The 18,576-nt window shown below is 66.3% G+C and carries 19 protein-coding genes; 10 read left to right on the forward strand and 9 right to left on the reverse strand.

What is annotated here, in order from left to right; translation table 11 throughout:
- Positions 1-62: 62 nt before the first annotated feature.
- Positions 63-1,088, reverse strand: a complete 1,026-nt coding sequence (dctP, locus tag FQU96_RS20105; RefSeq protein WP_146543120.1) for a TRAP transporter substrate-binding protein DctP — start codon at positions 1,086-1,088, stop codon at positions 63-65.
- A gap of 131 nt (positions 1,089-1,219) precedes the next feature.
- Here dctP and FQU96_RS20110 point away from each other — a divergent pair, with 131 nt between their 5' ends.
- The 4 genes from FQU96_RS20110 to FQU96_RS20125 all read left to right on the forward strand — a co-directional run bounded on the left by FQU96_RS20110 (position 1,220) and on the right by FQU96_RS20125 (position 5,394).
- Complete coding sequence (locus FQU96_RS20110) at positions 1,220-2,092, forward strand: oxaloacetate decarboxylase (RefSeq protein ID WP_178130602.1); 873 nt, start codon at positions 1,220-1,222, stop codon at positions 2,090-2,092.
- Between the two features lie 483 nt (positions 2,093-2,575).
- Positions 2,576-2,923, forward strand: coding sequence for a hypothetical protein (locus FQU96_RS42230; RefSeq protein WP_178130603.1), 348 nt, complete (start codon positions 2,576-2,578; stop codon positions 2,921-2,923).
- A 279-nt stretch (positions 2,924-3,202) separates the two neighbouring features.
- Entirely contained in the window at positions 3,203-4,810 is a 1,608-nt protein-coding gene (locus FQU96_RS20120; protein ID WP_146543123.1) for a carboxyl transferase domain-containing protein, read from the forward strand.
- Between the two features lie 35 nt (positions 4,811-4,845).
- Positions 4,846-5,394 carry a GNAT family N-acetyltransferase gene (locus tag FQU96_RS20125; RefSeq protein WP_146543124.1) on the forward strand — a complete coding sequence of 183 codons (549 nt, stop codon included), beginning with the start codon at positions 4,846-4,848 and terminating at the stop codon, positions 5,392-5,394.
- Here the strand turns inward: FQU96_RS20125 and FQU96_RS20130 are convergent.
- From FQU96_RS20130 to FQU96_RS20140, 3 genes are all read right to left on the reverse strand, one after another.
- On the reverse strand, positions 5,318-6,364 hold the full coding sequence (locus tag FQU96_RS20130) for a quinone-dependent dihydroorotate dehydrogenase (RefSeq protein ID WP_146543125.1): 1,047 nt from the start codon (positions 6,362-6,364) through the stop codon (positions 5,318-5,320). The two genes, FQU96_RS20125 and FQU96_RS20130, sit on opposite strands and share 77 nt — an antisense overlap.
- A 57-nt stretch (positions 6,365-6,421) precedes the next feature.
- Entirely contained in the window at positions 6,422-6,997 is a 576-nt protein-coding gene (locus FQU96_RS20135) for a hypothetical protein (protein ID WP_146543126.1), read from the reverse strand.
- A gap of 108 nt (positions 6,998-7,105) precedes the next feature.
- Entirely contained in the window at positions 7,106-7,669 is a 564-nt protein-coding gene (locus tag FQU96_RS20140) for a hypothetical protein (RefSeq protein ID WP_146543127.1), read from the reverse strand.
- A gap of 236 nt (positions 7,670-7,905) precedes the next feature.
- Here FQU96_RS20140 and FQU96_RS20145 point away from each other — a divergent pair, with 236 nt between their 5' ends.
- Positions 7,906-8,430, forward strand: coding sequence for a hypothetical protein (locus FQU96_RS20145; RefSeq protein ID WP_146543128.1), 525 nt, complete (start codon positions 7,906-7,908; stop codon positions 8,428-8,430).
- A 42-nt stretch (positions 8,431-8,472) separates the two neighbouring features.
- Here the strand turns inward: FQU96_RS20145 and FQU96_RS20150 are convergent, their stop codons facing one another.
- Positions 8,473-9,900, reverse strand: coding sequence for a pyridoxal-dependent decarboxylase (locus FQU96_RS20150; RefSeq protein ID WP_146543129.1), 1,428 nt, complete (start codon positions 9,898-9,900; stop codon positions 8,473-8,475).
- Positions 9,901-9,950: 50 nt separating this feature from the next.
- Positions 9,951-11,960 carry a DNA topoisomerase IV subunit B gene (gene parE / locus FQU96_RS20155; protein ID WP_146543130.1) on the reverse strand — a complete coding sequence of 670 codons (2,010 nt, stop codon included), beginning with the start codon at positions 11,958-11,960 and terminating at the stop codon, positions 9,951-9,953.
- A gap of 117 nt (positions 11,961-12,077) precedes the next feature.
- Between parE and FQU96_RS20160 the strand changes: the two genes are divergently transcribed.
- Genes FQU96_RS20160 through FQU96_RS20170 form a run of 3 tightly spaced genes read left to right on the forward strand, consistent with a single transcriptional unit; the run spans position 12,078 to position 14,186 of the window.
- Positions 12,078-12,491: an acyl-CoA thioesterase gene (locus FQU96_RS20160; protein ID WP_146543131.1), complete on the forward strand. Its 414-nt coding sequence runs from the start codon at positions 12,078-12,080 to the stop codon at positions 12,489-12,491.
- Positions 12,488-13,177 (forward strand): DUF1007 family protein, encoded by a 690-nt coding sequence (locus FQU96_RS20165; protein WP_146543132.1) that lies wholly within the window; start codon positions 12,488-12,490, stop codon positions 13,175-13,177. The genes FQU96_RS20160 and FQU96_RS20165 overlap by 4 nt, the downstream gene beginning before the upstream one ends.
- Positions 13,178-13,214: 37 nt before the next feature.
- Complete coding sequence (locus FQU96_RS20170) at positions 13,215-14,186, forward strand: hypothetical protein (protein WP_178130604.1); 972 nt, start codon at positions 13,215-13,217, stop codon at positions 14,184-14,186.
- Here FQU96_RS20170 and FQU96_RS20175 read toward each other — a convergent pair.
- Positions 14,162-14,626 (reverse strand): MarR family winged helix-turn-helix transcriptional regulator, encoded by a 465-nt coding sequence (locus FQU96_RS20175; RefSeq protein WP_255468419.1) that lies wholly within the window; start codon positions 14,624-14,626, stop codon positions 14,162-14,164. The genes FQU96_RS20170 and FQU96_RS20175 overlap by 25 nt on opposite strands.
- Positions 14,627-14,721: 95 nt before the next feature.
- On the opposite strand from FQU96_RS20175, the gene FQU96_RS20180 reads away from it, so the two are divergent.
- Entirely contained in the window at positions 14,722-15,201 is a 480-nt protein-coding gene (locus FQU96_RS20180; RefSeq protein ID WP_146543134.1) for a pyridoxamine 5'-phosphate oxidase family protein, read from the forward strand.
- On the forward strand, positions 15,198-15,707 hold the full coding sequence (locus FQU96_RS20185; protein WP_146543135.1) for a DUF1772 domain-containing protein: 510 nt from the start codon (positions 15,198-15,200) through the stop codon (positions 15,705-15,707). Before FQU96_RS20180 ends, FQU96_RS20185 begins: the two co-directional genes overlap by 4 nt.
- Positions 15,708-15,848: 141 nt before the next feature.
- Here the strand turns inward: FQU96_RS20185 and FQU96_RS20190 are convergent, their stop codons facing one another.
- Positions 15,849-17,267, reverse strand: coding sequence for an amidase (locus tag FQU96_RS20190; RefSeq protein WP_146543136.1), 1,419 nt, complete (start codon positions 17,265-17,267; stop codon positions 15,849-15,851).
- Positions 17,268-17,277: 10 nt separating this feature from the next.
- On the reverse strand, positions 17,278-18,573 hold the full coding sequence (locus FQU96_RS20195; protein ID WP_146543137.1) for a TRAP transporter large permease: 1,296 nt from the start codon (positions 18,571-18,573) through the stop codon (positions 17,278-17,280).
- Between the last annotated feature and the right edge of the window lie 3 nt (positions 18,574-18,576).

Here is an 18,576-nt window from a genome sequence, read left to right on the forward strand (position 1 = left end):
GGGCAGGATGCCCGCGCTCCCAGGTGAGGCGGTGTGTTGCCGCCACAGGGCCAGCGGTCGGCTCACAGCTTGCCCAGCAGGTCGATCAGCGCCGGCCCACCCTCCGGGGCCGCCTTGATGAAGGCATCCATCACCGGCTTCTGCATCGCCGCTTTCCAGGTCTCGATCTGGCCGGGGCCATGGACGGTGAGCTGCATGCCCTTGTCCTGCAGCTGTTTGAGCGCCTCGGCCGCGGTCGCCTCGGTGATGGTGATCGCATCCTGCTCGGCCTTGCGGGCGGCCGTCTCGAGGATGGTTCGATGCTCCGGCTTCAGCCCAGCCCACCAGCGCGGATTGACATAGAGGTGGAAGTAGACGGTCAGCGACGGCGTCACCGTGCCGTACTTCTGTACCTCGTAAAAGCGCCTGGAGTAGGCGGCCGACAGGTCGGTCAGGCCGGCATCGAGCACACCGGTCTGCAGGGCGTTGTAGACCTCGGGCCCGGGCATGGCCGAGGGTGCGGCGCCCAGCGCCTCCAGGGCGGCATCGGCGATCCGGTTGAAGCCGCGGATCTTCAGGCCTTTGAAGTCGGCAGGCTCCAGGATCGCCTTCTTCTGCGACGTGTAGATGGCCTGGCGGGTGATGTAGAACCAGGCGAGGTGCTTGACGCCTTTCTCCTCGATCTTCTTTTCGAGCCGATGGGCGGCCTCGGAGCCGACGAATTTCCGGATCTTGTCGAGCTCGCCGAACAGGTAGGGGATCACCACCACCTGCATTTCCGGAATGGTATTGCCCCATTGCTGATTGACCGACAGGGCGGCCTCGACGACACCGCGGGCCACCGCGGGATGGTTCTCGCCGGCCTTGTGCAATTGCTCGGCCGGGAAGAGCTGGACGTCGATGTCGCCCTTCGCCGTGTCCTTCACGTATTGCTGGAAATTGAGCAGCATCTTGTGCAGGTGGTGCGCCGTCGGGACCTGATGGCTGATGCGCATGGTCACGGTTTGCGCCATGGCCGGCAGGGTCCATGCCATGGTGCCCATCGTCGTGGCGCCCACCGTCAGGGCACTCATCGCCAGTGCCGCCAGAGCAGCCCGTCGCAGCCTCATCCGTTCCCCCCGCCCAAGCCTTGTTGGTGCGCAGGATCATGGTCACGCTGCGTCGCGTCAAGCATTGCCGGGCCTGTCGCGTTCCGCGCATCGCGGGCTATGGTGCCGGCCGCAATCGATCGGGAGGAATGATGACCACTGCCACTGCTGTCGCCCCACGGCCGACCTGGCGCGAACTGCTGGCGCGCGAGCGGCCGCTGGTACTGCCGGGTGCCTACGATGCGCTGTCGGCGCGGCTGATCCAGCGCGCCGGTTTTCCGGCCTACATCATCGGTGGCTACCCCGTGGTGGGCGCACGCTACGGCCTGCCCGATGTCGGTCTCTGCGGCCTGGGCGAGATCTCGGCCGGTATCCGCGACATCATGGATGCCTGCACCTTGCCGGTGCTGATCGATGCCGACGACGGCTACGGCGACGTCAAGAACGTGACGCGCACCATCCGCACCTATGAGCGCATGGGCGCCGCCGCCATCTTCATCGAGGACCAGGTCTCGCCCAAGCGCTGCGGCCATATGGAAGGCAAGGACGTGGTGCCGGCCGAGGTGATGGAGCGCAAGATCCGGGCGGCGGCGGCAGCCCGCGAGAACAAGGAGACCTTCCTGATCGCGCGTACCGATGCCCGCGCCATCGAGGGCCTTGATGGTGCGCTGCGGCGGGCCGAGCGCTATGTGCGGGCCGGGGCCGACGGCATTTTCGTCGAGGCGCCGCTGAGCGTGGCGGAACTGGAGCGTATCGGCCGCGAGATCGACGTACCCCAGTTCTGCAACATGCTCGACGGCGGCAAGACGCCGATCCTCAGCAACCGCGAGCTCTACGAGATGGGCTTCGAGATGGTGGTGCTGGGGACCACGCTGATCATGCGGGTGGCACGACTGCTGCGCGATACCCTGGCCGATCTGCGCCAGGATCAGCTGTCATGGACAGGAACCTCGGTCACCTTCGACGAGTACAAGGACATGGTCGGCTTTCCGGCGTGGACGGATATCGAGACCCGCTTCAGCTGATACAGCGATCCTTGCCTGTGCATTGTCGTGCAATGCCATCGATGTTGTGTGAGTCGCGGGATGTCGCGCGATGAATCGCGAGTAGTGAACAGTCTTCGATGCGCACGCGAGTTGACTTCCCAACGCGGCGCGATACTCTGCTTTCAAATGAGAACGAGAACGAATGCGATGCGGGGAGTTCGGTGACGGCGCATGCTGCTGTTGATCGGGTGACGGCATCGTCTCTCCCGGCCAATCAGCGGATCAATGACCGGCACCGAAGAATGTCTGTAGCAGAGAGCCGTGCCGATGTATTTGCAGCGGTCCGGTCCTTGCTAACTCCCCTTGGGCCAGTGGGCCGGCGGTCAGGGATGCCATCGGCTTGATTGGATCGGCCCGGCACCTCCGATGATGGTCATCGGTTGCCGTGGCTGAAGCGGGTAGGGCGCCGGCCCGACTCTCGGCGCAGCGGTGGTGGCTTCGGCTCCCAGTAGGGAGGAGTGGATGATTGTGGAATCAGGCAATCTCGACGACAGCGGCGGCCCTAATCCTTACACCCCGGCAATCGGCGCAGACCCCGATTCGCCCATGGAGTTGCCCGGCGTGCCGGTCGCGGCCCCGCCACCTGCTGTGCCTCGCCCCCGGCGGGCGGCCGCCAAGAAGAAGGCGGTGAAGAAGGCGACAAAGAAGGCCGTGAAGAAAGCCGCGAAGAAGGCTGCCAAGAAGGTCGCGAAAAAGGCCGTCAGGAAGGTCGCTAAAAAGGCGGGCAAGAAAGCGGCCAAGAAGAAAGTCGCGAAGAAAAAGGCAGGCAAGAAGGCAGCCAAAAAGAAGGCGGCCAAGAAGAAGAGCTAGATCGTCATTCGCGACGCCCACCCGCCGCGGCTGGGCGTTTCATACGGCATACGGACGGGACGTCTCCATCGTCCTGCGTGACGCAAAGGCTCTGCGGTCGCTGGCTGCGGGTGGTGCCGATGATCGGCGCCACGGTTGCTCGCCATGGCAGGGCCTTTCGCCGCGCAAGAGTGGCGTGGGACGAGACCGTGTAGCAGCCCGATCCGCGCTGCGGAGCAAGCCTCTTGCCTTGCGATTGCAGATGGTTACGGTGCGATAGCATCCACTTGCCGAGCGCCCATGTCCGTTTTCAGGTCCTCCCTCGACACCCGTTCCACCGCCTTCAAGGATAACGTCGCCGCCATGCAGGGGCGCGTCGACGAACTTCGGGCCAAGGTGGAGGAGGTGCGGCGTGGCGGCGGTGAGGCGGCCCGCGAGCGCCATATCAAGCGTGGCAAGCTGCTGCCGCGCGAGCGCGTACGGACGCTGCTCGACCCGGGCGCGCCGTTTCTCGAGCTTTCCCAGCTCGCCGCCTATGAGATGTACGACAACGCCGCGCCGTCGGCGGGGGTGATCACCGGCGTCGGCCGGGTGTCCGGCGTCGAATGCGTCATCGTGTGCAACGATGCCACGGTGAAGGGCGGCACCTATTACGCGATGACGGTCAAAAAGCACCTGCGGGCGCAGGAGATTGCGCTGCAGAATCGCCTGCCGTGCATCTATCTGGTCGACTCCGGCGGCGCCAACCTGCCGGAATGGCCCGACGTCTTCCCGGACCGGGACCATTTCGGCCGCATCTTCTACAACCAGGCCAACCTCAGCGCGCAGGGCATCCCGCAGATCGCAGTGGTGATGGGCAGCTGCACCGCGGGCGGCGCCTACGTGCCGGCCATGAGCGACGAGACCGTGATCGTGCGCCGCCAGGGGACGATCTTCCTGGGCGGTCCGCCGCTGGTGAAGGCGGCCACCGGCGAAGTGGTGAGCGCCGAGGATCTCGGCGGCGCCGACGTGCACGCCCGGACCTCAGGCGTGGCCGACCACTATGCGCTGGACGACACCCACGCGCTGGGCATCGCGCGTCGCATCGTGGCCAACCTCAACTGGCGCAAGCAGCCGACCCTGCTGGTGCAGGCGCCGCGCGCGCCGCTCTATCCGACCGAGGAGCTCTACGGCATCATCCCGACCGATCCGCGCATTCCCTATGATGTGCGCGAGGTCATCGCGCGTCTGGTCGACGGCAGCGAACTCGACGAGTTCAAGCAGCTCTACGGCACCACCCTGGTGTGCGGCTTCGCCCACATCCATGGCTATCCCGTCGGCATCGTGGCCAACAACGGCATCCTCTTCAGCGAGTCGGCGCTGAAGGCGGCGCATTTCATCGAGCTGTGCGGCCAGCGCGGCATTCCGCTTCTGTTCCTGCAGAACATCACCGGCTTCATGGTCGGGCGTAAATACGAGGCCGGCGGCATCGCCAAGGATGGCGCCAAGATGGTGACCGCCGTGGCGACCGTGCAGGTGCCGAAATTCACGGTCGTGATCGGCGGCAGCTACGGGGCCGGCAACTATGGCATGTGCGGCCGTGCCTACAGCCCGCGCTTCCTGTGGATGTGGCCGACCGGCAAGGTGGCCTTGATGGGCAGCGAGCAGGCGGCCAGCGTGCTGGCCACCGTGCGCCGCGACAATATCGAGGCCAAGGGCGGCGCCTGGCCGGCCGACGAGGAAGAGGCTTTCAAGAAGCCGATCCGCGATCAGTTCGACGACCAGAGCCGGCCGTATTTCGCCACCGCCCGCCTGTGGGACGACGGCATCCTCGACCCGCTCGATACCCGCATGACCCTGGGACTGGCCATGTCGGCCACGCTCAACCAGCCGATCGGCCCGACCCGGTTCGGCGTGTTCCGCATGTAGTACCTCCCCGCGCCGTGGGGAGGAAGGCAACTGAAATGCCCAAGCCGCGAACACTAAAAGCCGCGACGCCCGCCGTCACGATCAAGGTCCAGCGCAAGGCGGCCCGCAAGGACCTGCAGTTCGTGTGGCGGGGGCTGCGTCGCTTCAATCGCCAGGCCCTCGGCGGCAACCAGCGATACGCCCACTTCCTGGTCGAGGCGCGTTCGCCGCGCGGTGCGCTGCTGGGTGGGCTGCAGGGCATGGTCTATTACGAGTGGCTGTTCATCGCCAACTTCTTCCTGTCCGAGCGCATCCGCGGCGGCGGCGTCGGGGCCAGGCTGATCGCTGAAGCCGAGCGGCATGCCCTGAGCCTGGGGTGCCACGGTGTCTGGCTCGATACCTTCGGCTGGCAGGCGCGGCCATTCTACGAGAAGCAGGGCTACCGCGCGTTCGGCGGCCTGCCCGATTATCCCACCGGCCATAGCCGGTGGTTCATGATGAAGCGACTGCGTCCAACCCCGGCGAAGGCTACAAATCCGCCCCGACGGCCTGCGACACCGACGAAAACCCGTCGCGCTTCAGCAGGGCGGCCAGCTCGGTCTTGATCGAGCGCACGAGGCCGGGGCCGTCGAACACCAGCGCCGAGTAGAGTTGCACGAGGGTGGCGCCGGCACGGATCTTGGCATAGGCATCGGCGCCGGTGGCGACACCGCCACAACCGATCAGCATCAGGCGGCCGCGCACCGTGCGGGCGGCGCGGCGCAGCACCGTCGTGGACAGGTCGAGCAAAGGCAGGCCGCTCAGCCCGCCGCCTTCGGTCCGGCGCGGGCTGCGCAGATCCGGCGGCCGCGACACCGTGGTGTTGCCCACGATCATGCCATCGACACCGGCTTCGAGCGCGGCGCCAGCTACGTCCTCGACATCGCCCTCCGACAGGTCGGGCGCGATCTTCACCAGCAGCGGCACGTCGCTGTGCTGGCCGCGCGCCGCCAGGGCATCCTGCAGCAATCGCAATAGCTCCGCCCGGCCCTGCAGGTCGCGCAGGCCCGGCGTGTTGGGCGACGAGACATTGCACACCAGGTAGTCGGCCCACGGCGCCATGGCGGCGACGCAGGTCGCGTAGTCGGCCGCCCGGTCGGCACTGTCCTTGTTGGCCCCGACATTGACGCCGACCAACCCCACGCGCGGCCGTGCCTTCAGGCGTCGCAGCACGGCCTCCAGGCCCTCGCCGGGGAACCCCATCCGGTTGATCACGCCGCGGTCCTCGGCCAGGCGGAACAACCGCGGCCGCTCGTTGCCGGTCTGCGGGCGCGGCGTCACCGTGCCGATCTCAACGAAGCCGAAGCCGGTGCGCAGCATGGCATCCGGCACCTCGGCATTCTTGTCGAAGCCGGCGGCCAGGCCGACCGGGTTGGGGAAGGGATGGCCCCACGCCGTCGTGGCCAGCACCGGGTCGTCGACGCCACGGTCGGCCGGCACCAGGCCGATACGCAGGGCATTGATGGCAAGCCGGTGCGCGCTTTCTGCATCGACGCGCGCCAGCAGGGGATCAACAAGACGATACCAACCGCTCATGTCGATTGGTTAGCAGACGGCTTATGCGGGCGTCACGCGTTCTCTGCCGCTCCCGCGTCAGCGCCGGCGGCCGCGACGGTTATCACCGTCGTGCAGCGGGTTGCGCAGCGGAAAGAGTACCGGGAACAACTCGGTGAACATCTGGCGGAAGGCCGGATCATCGATGCTTGTTGCGCTGGTGCGCGCAATGGCGCGGCTCATCAGGTCGTCCTTGCGGCAGAACGTGGCCGACACTTTCACCTCGCCGACCGCGACGGGCTCGAAGCGCGCCTTCTCGACGCCGCGGCACTGGGTCTCGAACGCCAGGTTCCGTGCCGGCCCGAATACCAGCACCAGCCGATACGCGGGATCGGCATTGGCGCTCAGCGGCCCGGTGGTGAACTGCGCTGCCGGATGGGACGGACGCGCGCGCATCAGCACGGCCATCAGCGCCTGGTTGAACGCCTCCTGGCTCATCCCGGCGAACGGCACGCCACGCACCTCGACCAGGAACTCCCGTCCATCGGCGGCGGCGGAATACTCGCTGTGATAGTAGGGGCCCTCGACACCTTCGGATGTGATGACCGCGGCCGACGCGGGAAGCGTCGGCAGAGCGGACAACGCCAGTGCCAGGCCAATCGCAGTGCGCTTCATCGTGGTCTCCTCACCGACGTGCCATCGGCATGGACACGCCGCCGCCTATGGATATTCCGCGCCCGCCTGTTTGGTTTTACGTCGCCTGATCACAAATTGGGGACGTCGCTAGTCCCAGCTCTGCATCGGTCCTTCGATGAATGGATTGCGCGGCGGGAACATCACGGGGAACAGCTCGACGAACATCTGACGGAACGCCGGATCATCCACGCTCGTCGCGCCGGTACGGGCCACGGCCTTGCTCATCAGGTCGTCCTTGCGACAGAACGCGATCGAGACGCGGACCTGTCCTGCGGACGCCGGACCGGGCTGCACCGAGTCGAGTGCGCGGCATTGCGTTTCGTGCGCCAGGTTGCGCGGCGGATTGAACACCACCACCAGCCGATAGGCTGGCACCATGCCGGGTCCGCCGCGGCGGGTCGTGAAGTTGGCGGCCGGTCGCACGGGGCGGGCCGAGCGCATGACCGCCATCAGCGCCGGATCGAAGGTTTCCTGCGACATGCCGGCGAATGGCAGACCGCGCACTTCGACCAGGAAGTCGCGGCCGTCGGCGGCGGCCACGTATTCCTGGTAGCTGTAGGGCGACTCAGCACCGTCCGACGTGATGGTCGTGCCCTGCAGGGTGCACGCCGTCAGGATCGAGAAGGCGAGGGCGCCGATGAGCGGCCGCATCGTGGACGCCCCCGCGCGAAGGTGCCGAGGTCTCACGCACTACGCTCCAGGTTAGAGCGGCATTCTGAGCGCAAACGCGGGCATTGTCAAAATAAAAGCGAGCATTCATTCACAATATGAATGCCGTCCCGTGCTCGTTCGGTCCAGCCGCGCAGGCCATCTCATCCGTTTGGCGGAAGCACAGGCTCCGATCGCCCGGCAGAGTCCATTCGTAGACGCTACGAAGGGAGGCGGCCTTGGGTTTACCTGCAGCAGTCATCATCGGTATCGCGGGCGGATACGGCGCCCTGCAGATCCTGGAACGGATGTCAGGCCATTCGCTCACGTTGGCTGAGGAAGCCTACTACGCGACCCATCCGATGATCTTCCGTGACGTCGTCAACACGGCCAAAACAGCGTACGCGCAGGAGGCGGAGTTCTTCGGAGAGAACAGCGACGACGACGAGGGGGACGCTTTCCGGCACTGCTATTGGAGCACGCTTCTCACCGGCAAGATCGGCGCGAAGGACTCGGGTTTCGTGACCTCTTTGCATGAAGAGATCGATGGAAATCCACCCGCACGCAAGGAGATGGACCTCTGGAACAACGCCATCGGGCGCAACCAGATCAAGTGGTACATGAGTAACCAGTACAAGGTCGTTCAAACCTTGAAACACCTGGTCGAGGGCAGACTGAAAGTGATTCGACCCAACTCCGCCAAGCTCGCGCGGGCGAAGGAGGAGTTCGCTGCCCAGGGCCAGCGTTACTCTACGGACGCGTAAGGCCACAGCGACCGGACGTCGGCCGAACAGGCCGCACAGTTGCTATCCAGGCCGCGCTTCCGCCTCAGCAGCCTGACGGATGGTTTCCCAGACCGTGGCAACATGCTCCGCCTCGGTCGCCAGGGCACCAATGGACACCCGTACCATCCAGCGTCCATCGATCACCGCCGGCGTCAGGTAGGCAGCACCGGACCGGTTGATCCGCTCGGCCCAGCCCAGCGTGTGGCGATCCAGGGCATCGCCGGTGACACCAGCCGGCTCATGGCGCAGGCAGACCGTCTGCAGGTGCACCGGGGCCAGGACGCGCCAGCCTGGCGTCGCGGAGACCTTGTCCGCCAGCCAGGCGGCATTGGCCATGTCGCGGCGCAGCCGCGCCTGCAGGCCCGCAACACCCTGCTCGCGGATGACGAACCATAGCTTCAGGGCGCGGAAGCGACGGCCCAGCGGGATACCCCAATCGCGCAGGCTCTTGACCTGCCCGTCCACCGACGTCTGCAGGAAGCTGGGGTTGGTCGACATCACCCGAATGAGGTGTTCGGGATCGCGCACGTAGTACAGCGAGCAGTCGAAGGGAACGCCCAGCCATTTGTGGGTATTGATCACCAGCGAGTCGGCGCCCTCGATGCCGTCCCACATCCAGCGGCACTCGGGCAGGATCATCGCGCTGCCGGCCATCGCGGCGTCCACGTGCAGCCAGAGGCCATGCCGGCGCGTCACGTCGGCGATGCCGCGGATCGGGTCGATCGCGGTGGTGGCCGTGGTCCCGACGGTGGCCACGACGGCGCAGGGGCGGATGCCGGCGGCTAGATCCTCGCGGATGAGCGCCTCCAGCGCGTCGGGCCGCATGGCGTACGCATCGTCGATCGGCACCAGGCGCAGGTTGGCGCGCCCGAAGCCGGCCAGCAGCGCCGCCTTGTCGACCGAACTGTGGCTGTGGGCCGAGACGTAGATGGCCAGCGGCGCGGCTTCCGCCTGCAACCCGCCGCGCGAGAGCGCATAGCCGGTGGTCCGCTCACGCGCCGAGATCAGCGCCACCAGCGTACTGCTGGAGGCCGTGTCCTGGATGACGCCGCTCCAGTCCTCACCCAGGCCGACCATGCGGCGGACCCAGTCGGTCACCACTTCCTCGACCTCAGTCACGGCCGGGCTCGACTGCCACGCCAGGCCCAGGACACCCAGCCCGGTGCTGGCGAAGTCGCCCAGCACGCCGGCAAGCTCGGCGTTGCTGGGGAAGTAGCCGAAGAAGTGGGGATGCTGCCAATGCGACAGGCCGGGCAGCACGATGCGCTCCAGGTCGCCCAGCATGGCGTCCATCGGCTCGCCGTGATCCGGCGGCGCTGCCGGCAGCTGCTTCTTGATGTCGCCGGGCTGCACCGGCGACATCACGGGGCGCTGCTTCAGGCCGGTGTGATAGTCGGCGAGCCAGTCGATCAGCTGATGGCCGAAGCGGCGGAATTCCTCGGGTGTCATTGCGTCGTCCCTCCGGGGCCCCGCGGCGCGGGCGGCGAGGGGCGTTCAGCTCAGACGTCCAGGTCCTGTGCGAACTTGGCGTTTTCCTGGATGAAAGCGAAGCGCTTCTCGGGCTTGCGGCCCATCAAATCCTCGACCAGGGTCGACGTGCGCATGGCATCGCGGCGATCGTCTTCGGTGGCCGCCATCGGCACCGTCACGCGCAGCAGCGTACGGCGCTTGGGATCCATGGTCGTTTCTTTAAGTTGGACCGCAGGCATTTCGCCTAACCCCTTGAAGCGGCTGATTTCCACTTTGCCGTTGCCGGTGAAGGCCGTGCGCATCAGCTCGTCGCGATGGGCATCGTCGCGGGCATACTCGATGCGGCCCCCACGCGAGAGCCGGTACAACGGGGGTTGAGAGAGAAAAAGATGACCATTTTCAATAAGTTGTGGCATTTCTCTATAGAAAAATGTCATCAACAGGGAGGCGATGTGGGCACCGTCGACGTCGGCGTCGGTCATGATGATGACGCGCTCGTAGCGCAGCCGATCCTCGCTGTAGTGGCTGTTGGTGCCGCAGCCCAGCGCCTGGATCAGGTCTGAAATTTCCTGGTTTTCCCGCAGCTTGTCGGCCGAAGCGCTGGCGACGTTGAGGATCTTGCCGCGCAGCGGCAGGATGGCCTGGGTCTCGCGGTTGCGCGCCGATTTGGCCGAGCCGCCGGCCGAATCGCCCTCGACCAGGAAGATTTCGCTGTCGTCGCGCTTGGACGAAGCGCAGTCGGCGAGCTTGCCGGGCAGGCGCAGCTTGCGCGTGGCGGTCTTGCGCTGCTGCTCCTTGTCCTGCTTGCGCCGCGCGCGCTCCTCGGCGCGGGCGATGAAGTGCTCGAGCAGGACGTTGGCCGACTCCTTGTCGCCCGTCAGCCAATGGTCGAAGTTGTCGCCAACCAGTGACTCGACCAGGCGTGTCGCCTCGACGGTGACCAGCTTTTCCTTGGTCTGCCCCTGGAACTGCGGTTCGTGAATGAAGACGGAGACCAGTCCGGCCGATCCGTCCATGACGTCCTCGGCCGTGACCTGCGCCGCCTTGCGGTTGTTCACCAGCTCGCCATAGCGCTTGAGCGAACGCACCAAAGAGCTGCGGAAACCGCTCTCGTGCGTGCCGCCCTCAGGGGTCGGCACGGTGTTGCAGTAGGATCGCAGGAAACCTTCCTCGTCCTGCGGCCACCAGATTGCCCACTCGACACGCGCTTCGTGGCCGTTGAGCTCGGTCTTGGCGGTGCCGGCGAACGGCGCTGGCGTCAGCGTCCCGCGCTGGCCGATCTCGGACTCCAGGTACTCGCGCAGGCCGCCGGCGAAGTGGAACGTATCCTCGGCAGGAACCGAGCCGTCCTTGGGCAACAGCGTCGGATCGCATTTCCAGCGAATCTCGACGCCGCCATAGAGATAGGATTTCGACCGCGCCGCGCGGTAGAGGCGTTCGGCCGAGAACTTGGCCGCGCCGAAGATCTGCGGGTCGGGACGGAACGTGATGGTCGTGCCGCGCCGGTTGGGGGCGGCGCCCAATGACTTCAGCTTGGTCGTCGGCTTGCCGCGCGAATAGCTCTGCGTCCAGGCCTCGCGGTCGCGCGCCACCTCGACGACCAACTCGTCCGACAGGGCATTCACGACCGACGCACCGACACCATGCAGACCACCGGCAGTGGCGTAGCTCTTGCCGCTGAATTTGCCGCCCGAATGCAGCATCGTAAGGATCACCTCGAGCGCCGACAACTTGGGAAATTTGGGATGCGCATCGATCGGCATGCCGCGACCATTGTCGCGGATCAGGATCCGGTTGTCCGCCATCAGCTCGACGGTGATGGTATCGGCATGGCCTTCGACGGCCTCGTCCATGGCGTTATCCAGCACCTCGGCCACCAGATGGTGCATGGCCCGCTCGTCGGTGCCGCCGATATACATGCCGGGGCGCTTGCGGACGGGCTCGAGGCCTTCGAGGATCTCGATGTCCTTGGCCGAGTAGCCGTTGCTCTTGCCGTTGCGGTTGCCCGAGCGGTCGAACAGATCGTCGTTTTTTGCCATGTTCTTGTCCGAATCATTGCAACGACCGCCGAGGAGGGGACCCGGGTGGCCGCACAGTCATTGGTATGGTAGGAAACCCCGATAAAAGCAACCACATCAGGGTCAGGCTTCCCCCCAATGGCAGAGACCGACGCGGCGTCGTCCAAGCCCTCCCGTTCGCCCGATTTCGCGCGGGAACCCATCCTGCGCACCGTGCCGCAGCCTGCCGACATGAACGGCAATGGCGACATCTTCGGTGGCTGGGTGCTGGCACAAATGGACATCGCCGGCGGGGTGCTGGCATCGCGCAGCGCCCAGGGACGAACTGCGACCGTCGCCATCACGGCGATGGAATTCGTGCAGCCGATCAAGATCGGCGATCTGGTGAGCGTCTATGGCGAGGTCACGCGCATCGGCAACACGTCCATTACCGTGAAGATGGAGACGGTCGTGCAGCGCCGGCTCGACCCCACCCCGATCCGGGTCACCGAGGGCACGTTCGTCTACGTTGCCATCGACGACAACGGCAAGCCGCGCCAGGTGCCGAAATGAGGGCGGCAGTGCTGCTGGGCGGACTGCTGTTGCTGTCGCCGCCTGCTCTGGCTCATCCGCACGTGCTGATCGACCAGGTCGTGCGCTTCGTCGAGAGCGACGGCGCGTTCACCTATGTCGAAGTCGAATGGCGCTTCGATCCGATGGCAAGCGAACTGGAGATCGCGGCCGCCGATGAGAATCGCGACGGCCACCTGTCGCCGAAGGAGGTCAAGGCGCTGTCCGAACTGGCGCTGTCCGAGCTCAAGGAGCTCGGCTACCTGACCTGGGTCAACACCGGCGACAAGGATTTCCGGCCCAAGGCGCCCACGTTCAATGCGCGCATCGCCGATCCGGCCATCTTCATGCCGCAGGACTGGGCGCCGACACCGGATGCGCCGGGCGGTCCGACGCCGGCGCCGGGCAATGCCGCGAAGAAGCCGACGGACAAGAACGCCAAGCCCAAGCAGGGGCCGCGCAACCTGGTCTATACGTTCCGCTACGCGCTGCCCAAGCCGGTCAAGACCGTGGCCGTGAGCGCGGTCGATCCCGAGGACTTCGTACGCATCGAGCTCGACAAGAAGGCGCCATGGGAAATCGTCGGCGGCAACGCAACCTGTGCCGTCGACAAGAACAACAGCGTGAAATCCGAATACTGGCCCGGCAATCCGTTCTTTGCCGACCGGGTGACGTGCAAGCTGCCGTGATGGCGTTGGGACAGGAGTTGTTGGCGTGATGTCCGTGATGTCCAAACGTATGTCCGGCCGCGCCGCGTGGCTGTGGATCGGCGCCACCGTCGTGGTGCTGACCCTGCTGGCGCTGGCGTTCGGCGACCTCAGCGCCCAGGTCGGCCGCATTGCCGCCGAGTGGCAGGCGCGGCTGAACCGCGAAGTCACGCAGCAGCTGCGGTCGTTGGGCGGCGAGGGCGGTACCGCGGCGCTGTGGGCCCTGATCGCAACAGGCTTCCTCTATGGCATCGTCCACACGCTGGGACCGGGCCATGGCAAGGCGGTCGTGGTGGCATACTTCCTCGACGGCACACGCAAGCGCGGCTGGATCGACGGCATCTTCGCCGGTGCCTGGATCGCCATCACGCATACGGCCGCGGCGCTGGTGCTGGCCGGCATCCTCGCCGCCATGGGCCGCATGCGGCCGCTCAGCGCCCAGAGCCAGGTTCGTACCGTCGAGCTGATATCGTATGGGCTGATTGTCGCCATTGGCCTGTGGCGCCTGCACGCCGGCCTGACCGGGCGGCTGCACAACCATGACCACGATCATCACGATCATGATCACGGCCATGCCGGGCATGCACACCATCACCACCACGGTGACGACTGTCAGCATCATCATCACGACGGACACGCGGCCACACCGCCGGCACGCTGGCGGCAGTTCCTGCGGCTCGATGCCGGGCTTGGCCTGCTGACCGCCGCTGGTGTGGCGCCCTGCGCCGGTGCGGTGGTGATGGTGCTGATCGCCTCGGTGTTCGGCGTCCTGTGGGCCGGCCTGCTGGGCGTGCTGGCCATTGCCGTCGGCATGGCCGGAACCCTGGCCGTGGTGGGCATCGCGTCGATGGCGGCGCATCGGTTGCTGATCGGGGATCGCGCGTCGGACACGATCGGTCGGCTGACCACGATCGCGGCGGCGCTGATCGTGATCCTCACCGCCGGCTTCCTGCTGTTGGGTGCCGTTTACCGGATGGTTGCCGCCGGCTGAGCTTCCTCCTCTCGCAGCGCCGTCTCCAGCGGCTGGCGCAGGTCGCCTTTCAGGCCGGCCTGGCGCCAGCGCCGTAGCCATTTGTCCTCGATCGCCGTGATCTCGCGTAACGCCGTCTTCACGACCTGGCGGCCCGCCGGGGTGAGGCGGACCAGGCGGGCGCGACCGTCGGACGGATCGGCGATGCGCTCGACATAGCCGCGCCGCTCCAACTCGGCCACGACTTCGCCCATCGACTGGTGGGTGAGGTGGGCGCGTGCGGCCAGCACCGTAAGTCGTGTACCGGCCGGATCGATGTTCTCGAAGATCGGATGGTAGGCCGGCGGCAGGTTGGCGAAGCCCGCGGCCTCCAGGCGTTCGGTGATCTCGTCGACCATCAGCTGTGACGTCCGCCGGAGCAGGGAAATCAACGTGACGATCCGTTGCGGTTGCTGGGACATGCGCATTCTTGACTTATGCAGGTTGCCTGCCTATATTAGGCAGGTAACCTGCATAATAGCACGTTGATCCGCCAAGGGATACAGGAGGAGGCGAAATGTCGGAAACGGAACAGCTGCGCCAGGCTGTGCGGGCGGCGATCGCGGACAACACGTTCTGCACGCTGGCGACGTCGTCGGCCGCGAACCGACCGCATGTCGTGGGCGTTCTCTACGTGGCGGTGGATGGCGTGCTCTATGTCAGCACATCGGACACCAGCATCAAGGCGCGCAACATCGGGCAGAATCCGCATGTGGCCGTGTGCATTCCGCTACCGCCGCAGCCCGGGCTGCCGCCGCTGTGCGTTCAGTTCCAGGGCACGGCCGAAGTCTGCGCCCTGCAGGATCCGCGCATGGTTGCCTTGCTGGGCACGGGGCAGCTGGATGCGATCACCGGTCATGGTGCGCTCGATGTGCCGGGCAGCTGTCTGCTGCGCATCACCCCGGGCCGCCGCGTGGCGACCTATGGTGTTGGCGTGCCGTTGGACGAACTGATGCGCGATCCCATGCACGCCGACCGCAGCGTGGTGCTGTCATGATCAGTGGCGGCGTGCTGTTCACGTTGACGCTCGTCACGGCGCTGGGCTGCGGGCTGGTGGCGGGAATCTTCTATGCGTTCTCGACCTTCGTGATGGGTGCGCTCGCGCGGCTGGTGCCGGCGCAGGGCATCGCGGCCATGAATTCGATCAATGTCGTGGTGATCAATCCGTGGTTCGGCGGCGTCTTCTTCGGCACGGCGGCGGCATGCGCGGTCCTCGCCGTGGCGGCGCTGCTGATGTGGCACAAGCCGGGAAGTACCTACGTGATCATCGCCGCGCTGCTTTATATCGTCGGCGCTCTGGGGATCACCATGGCGTTCAATGTGCCGCGCAACAATGCGCTCGCGGCCGTCGACCCGGCGAGCGCCGATGGCGCCCGCCTGTGGGCCGACTACGTCGTCACCTGGACCTTCTGGAACCACGTGCGCACAATCGCGCCGTTGCTGGCAACGGCGCTGCTGATCCTGGCGATCTGGGTGGGGCGCGACAGCCAGGTCGCGCCCTGAGTGCAGGACCCAGCCGTCATCCCGAGCGCAGCGAGGGATCTTTCGATGCAGGCACACCTGTGCGTTACCGGCAGAAGATCCCTCGCTGCGCTCGGGATGACGGCTGGGTCAGTGACGCGTGATTCCGGTTACTGGTCCGAACTACAAGCCGATGGTCCCGAGATTGGGCTTGGCCTTGTGGAAGCCGGTGGCATCCTGGAACGCCTTGCCCAGCTTGAGCACGGCCGCCTCGTCATAAGGCTTGCCGAGGATCTGCACCGAGACGGGCAGTCCGCCGGACAGGCCGGCCGGCATGGCGAGGCCGCACAGGCCCAGATAGTTGCCCACGCGCGTATAGAGTGGCGGGATCGGCGCCTGTTCGTCGATCTCCGCCAGCGGCGCGGCAGGGATCGGCACGGTCGGCAACAGGACCGCATCGTGATAGCGGAACTGCTCCGCGAACGCGCGCCGCCGCTGGGCCATCAGGCGCAGTTCGGCGGCGTAGGCGCCGGGTTCGATCGTGCGGCCATTCTGGACGCGGGCGCGCACCGCCGGCCCGATCGGCAGCTTGGCATCGTCGATGTAGTCCTTGTGCAGCGCGAACGCTTCCGAACCGCTGATCGCCGTCGTGCTCGACATGACGTTGAAGAACCATTCCGGCATGCGCACGATCTCGACCTGGGCGCCCAGGCCCTCGAATGTCTTCGCGGCCTGCTGCCAGGCGGCCTTGACGTCGGCGTGCGTGTTGGGCGTGTCGGGCAGCGAGGCCGGGTCAGGCAGCGCGATGCGCATGCCGCGTACATCGGTGCCCGACCGTACGGCGGCCGTGAAATCCTCCAGCGGTTGTTCCAACGTTATCGGGTCGCGCGGATCGGGGCCGGCCAGCGCATTGAGCAGCAGGGCGCAATCCTCGACGCTGCGCGCCATCGGGCCGATCGAATCCAGGGTCCAACTCAGCAGCAGGGTTCCGTGGAGGCTGATGCGGCCGAAGGTGACCTTCAGTCCGACGATGCCGTTGAAGGCGCTGGGAATGCGCACCGAGCCGCCGGTGTCGCTGCCGATGCCGGCCGGCACCAGCCGCGCGGCCACCGCCACGCCGGTGCCGCTCGACGAGCCGCCCGGTGCGCGCTGCGTCTTGAGGTCCCAGGGATTCCACGGCGCGCCCATGTGCGGATTGGTGCCCCAGCCGCCATAGGCCCATTCGACCATGTGCAGCTTGCCCATGGGAATCATGCCGGCGGCCAGCAGGCGTTCGGCGGTCGCCGACGTCTGGGTGGCGACGCGCTTCTCCCACACCTTGGAGCCGCCGGTGCCGACGCGTCCGGCGACATCGCACAGATCCTTCAGCGCGATCGGCAGGCCGTGCAGGGGACCGACCGGCAGGCCGGTGGCGCGCACCGCGTCGGCTGCATCGGCCAACGCGCGGGCCTCGTTGCGGTAGACCTCGACGAAGCTGTGCAGCTTGCCGTCGCCCTTGTCGATGCGGTCCAGGAACACATCGATGATCTGGCGACTGGAGAATCTCTTGGCGGCCAGGCCGGCGGACAGCTCGGCCAGGGTCAACTCGGCGATATCGGACATCACACTTCCCTCAATCAGCGACGATGAAAGTCACCAGCTGAGGGTAAGCCGTGAGCAGGGCGACGGTCAAAATATCGGCGAGCACAAAAGGCCAGATCCCGCGGAATACGTCACCCAGCGGGATGTCGGGTCGCACGCCATTGACAACATAGCAGGCCAGCCCCACCGGCGGCGTCAGCAGGCCGATGCCGCACAGCTTCACCACCATGATGCCGAACCAGATCGGGTCGTAGCCCAGCGCCATCACCACCGGATAGAACACCGGCAGGGTCAGCAGCATCATGCCGATGGCATCCATGAACATGCCGAGGATGAAGTACACGAGGTAGATGGCGATGATCACCATCACCGGCGGCAGGGCGAGATCGACGACCCAGCTCGCGAAGGCATCCGGCAGGCGCGCGAAGCCCAGGAAGCGCACGAAGATCAGCACGCCCCAGATGATCGTGAAGATCATCACCGTGAGCTTGGCCGAGTCGAGCAGGGCGCCTTTCAGATCGCCCCATTTCATGCCGTACCACAGCGCGAAGCAGAACACCGAGAAGGCGCCCAGCGCGCCGGCCTCGGTGGGCGTTGCCCAGCCCCACAGCATGCTGGTGAAGATCAGCCCGATGACGATCCAGATCGGCGCCGTGCCGGGCAGGGACTCGAAGCGCTGCGCCCAGCTGTAGCCGGTGATGCGCGGACCGATGTCGGGATTGCGGGCACAGCGGATGTAGACGATCGCCGAGTACACCAGCGCCGAGATGAAGCCCGGCACGAAGCCGGCGACCAGCAGCTTGCCGATCGAGACCTCGACCAGGATGCCGTAGATCACCAGCAGGGCCGAGGGCGGGATCAGCGAGTCGAGCGTCGAGCCGGCGGCCACCACGCCGGCCGCCAGGCGACGATCGTACTTCGCCTTCAGCATCTCGGGGATGGCGACGCGCGAGAAGACGGCGGCCGCCGCGGTGCTGGCGCCCGAGACCGCGGAGAATGCCGCCACGGCGAAGATGGTGCCGATCGCCAGCCCACCCGGCAGCCAGCCGAACCAGCGTCGCGCCGCCTCGAAGCTGGTCTCGGTCATGCGTGCGTAGTAGGCGAGGTAGCCGATCAGGATGAACATCGGCAGTACCGACAGCGTGTACTTCACCGATTTGTCGAAGGGTATCGTGCCGGCGGTCATCAGGCCGGCGATGGGATTGGGCAGCATCACCATCAGTCCGACGGTGCCCACCAGCGCCGCCGCGAAGGCGATGCGTACACCGATGATCGCCAGCCCGACGAGACAGGCAGCGCCGATCATGCCGATCGTCAGCGGTTCCATGTG

The organism is Reyranella sp. CPCC 100927 (assembly GCF_007859315.1).
GTDB lineage: Bacteria > Pseudomonadota > Alphaproteobacteria > Reyranellales > Reyranellaceae > Vineibacter.

What these genes read in the sequence shown, in the direction of transcription:
- parE (WP_146543130.1), bottom strand. Translation starts at nt 11,960, where the DNA reads ATGGCAAAAAACGACGATCTGTTCGACCGCTCGGGCAACCGCAACGGC.
- FQU96_RS20120 (WP_146543123.1), top strand. Translation starts at nt 3,203, where the DNA reads ATGTCCGTTTTCAGGTCCTCCCTCGACACCCGTTCCACCGCCTTCAAG.
- FQU96_RS20195 (WP_146543137.1), bottom strand. Translation starts at nt 18,573, where the DNA reads ATGGAACCGCTGACGATCGGCATGATCGGCGCTGCCTGTCTCGTCGGG.
- FQU96_RS20160 (WP_146543131.1), top strand. Translation starts at nt 12,078, where the DNA reads ATGGCAGAGACCGACGCGGCGTCGTCCAAGCCCTCCCGTTCGCCCGAT.
- FQU96_RS42230 (WP_178130603.1), top strand. Translation starts at nt 2,576, where the DNA reads ATGATTGTGGAATCAGGCAATCTCGACGACAGCGGCGGCCCTAATCCT.
- FQU96_RS20135 (WP_146543126.1), bottom strand. Translation starts at nt 6,997, where the DNA reads ATGAAGCGCACTGCGATTGGCCTGGCACTGGCGTTGTCCGCTCTGCCG.
- FQU96_RS20185 (WP_146543135.1), top strand. Translation starts at nt 15,198, where the DNA reads ATGATCAGTGGCGGCGTGCTGTTCACGTTGACGCTCGTCACGGCGCTG.
- FQU96_RS20190 (WP_146543136.1), bottom strand. Translation starts at nt 17,267, where the DNA reads ATGTCCGATATCGCCGAGTTGACCCTGGCCGAGCTGTCCGCCGGCCTG.
- FQU96_RS20180 (WP_146543134.1), top strand. Translation starts at nt 14,722, where the DNA reads ATGTCGGAAACGGAACAGCTGCGCCAGGCTGTGCGGGCGGCGATCGCG.
- FQU96_RS20125 (WP_146543124.1), top strand. Translation starts at nt 4,846, where the DNA reads ATGCCCAAGCCGCGAACACTAAAAGCCGCGACGCCCGCCGTCACGATC.
- FQU96_RS20150 (WP_146543129.1), bottom strand. Translation starts at nt 9,900, where the DNA reads ATGACACCCGAGGAATTCCGCCGCTTCGGCCATCAGCTGATCGACTGG.
- FQU96_RS20175 (WP_255468419.1), bottom strand. Translation starts at nt 14,626, where the DNA reads ATGTCCCAGCAACCGCAACGGATCGTCACGTTGATTTCCCTGCTCCGG.
- FQU96_RS20130 (WP_146543125.1), bottom strand. Translation starts at nt 6,364, where the DNA reads ATGAGCGGTTGGTATCGTCTTGTTGATCCCCTGCTGGCGCGCGTCGAT.
- dctP (WP_146543120.1), bottom strand. Translation starts at nt 1,088, where the DNA reads ATGAGGCTGCGACGGGCTGCTCTGGCGGCACTGGCGATGAGTGCCCTG.
- FQU96_RS20140 (WP_146543127.1), bottom strand. Translation starts at nt 7,669, where the DNA reads ATGCGGCCGCTCATCGGCGCCCTCGCCTTCTCGATCCTGACGGCGTGC.
- FQU96_RS20165 (WP_146543132.1), top strand. Translation starts at nt 12,488, where the DNA reads ATGAGGGCGGCAGTGCTGCTGGGCGGACTGCTGTTGCTGTCGCCGCCT.
- FQU96_RS20170 (WP_178130604.1), top strand. Translation starts at nt 13,215, where the DNA reads ATGTCCAAACGTATGTCCGGCCGCGCCGCGTGGCTGTGGATCGGCGCC.
- FQU96_RS20110 (WP_178130602.1), top strand. Translation starts at nt 1,220, where the DNA reads ATGACCACTGCCACTGCTGTCGCCCCACGGCCGACCTGGCGCGAACTG.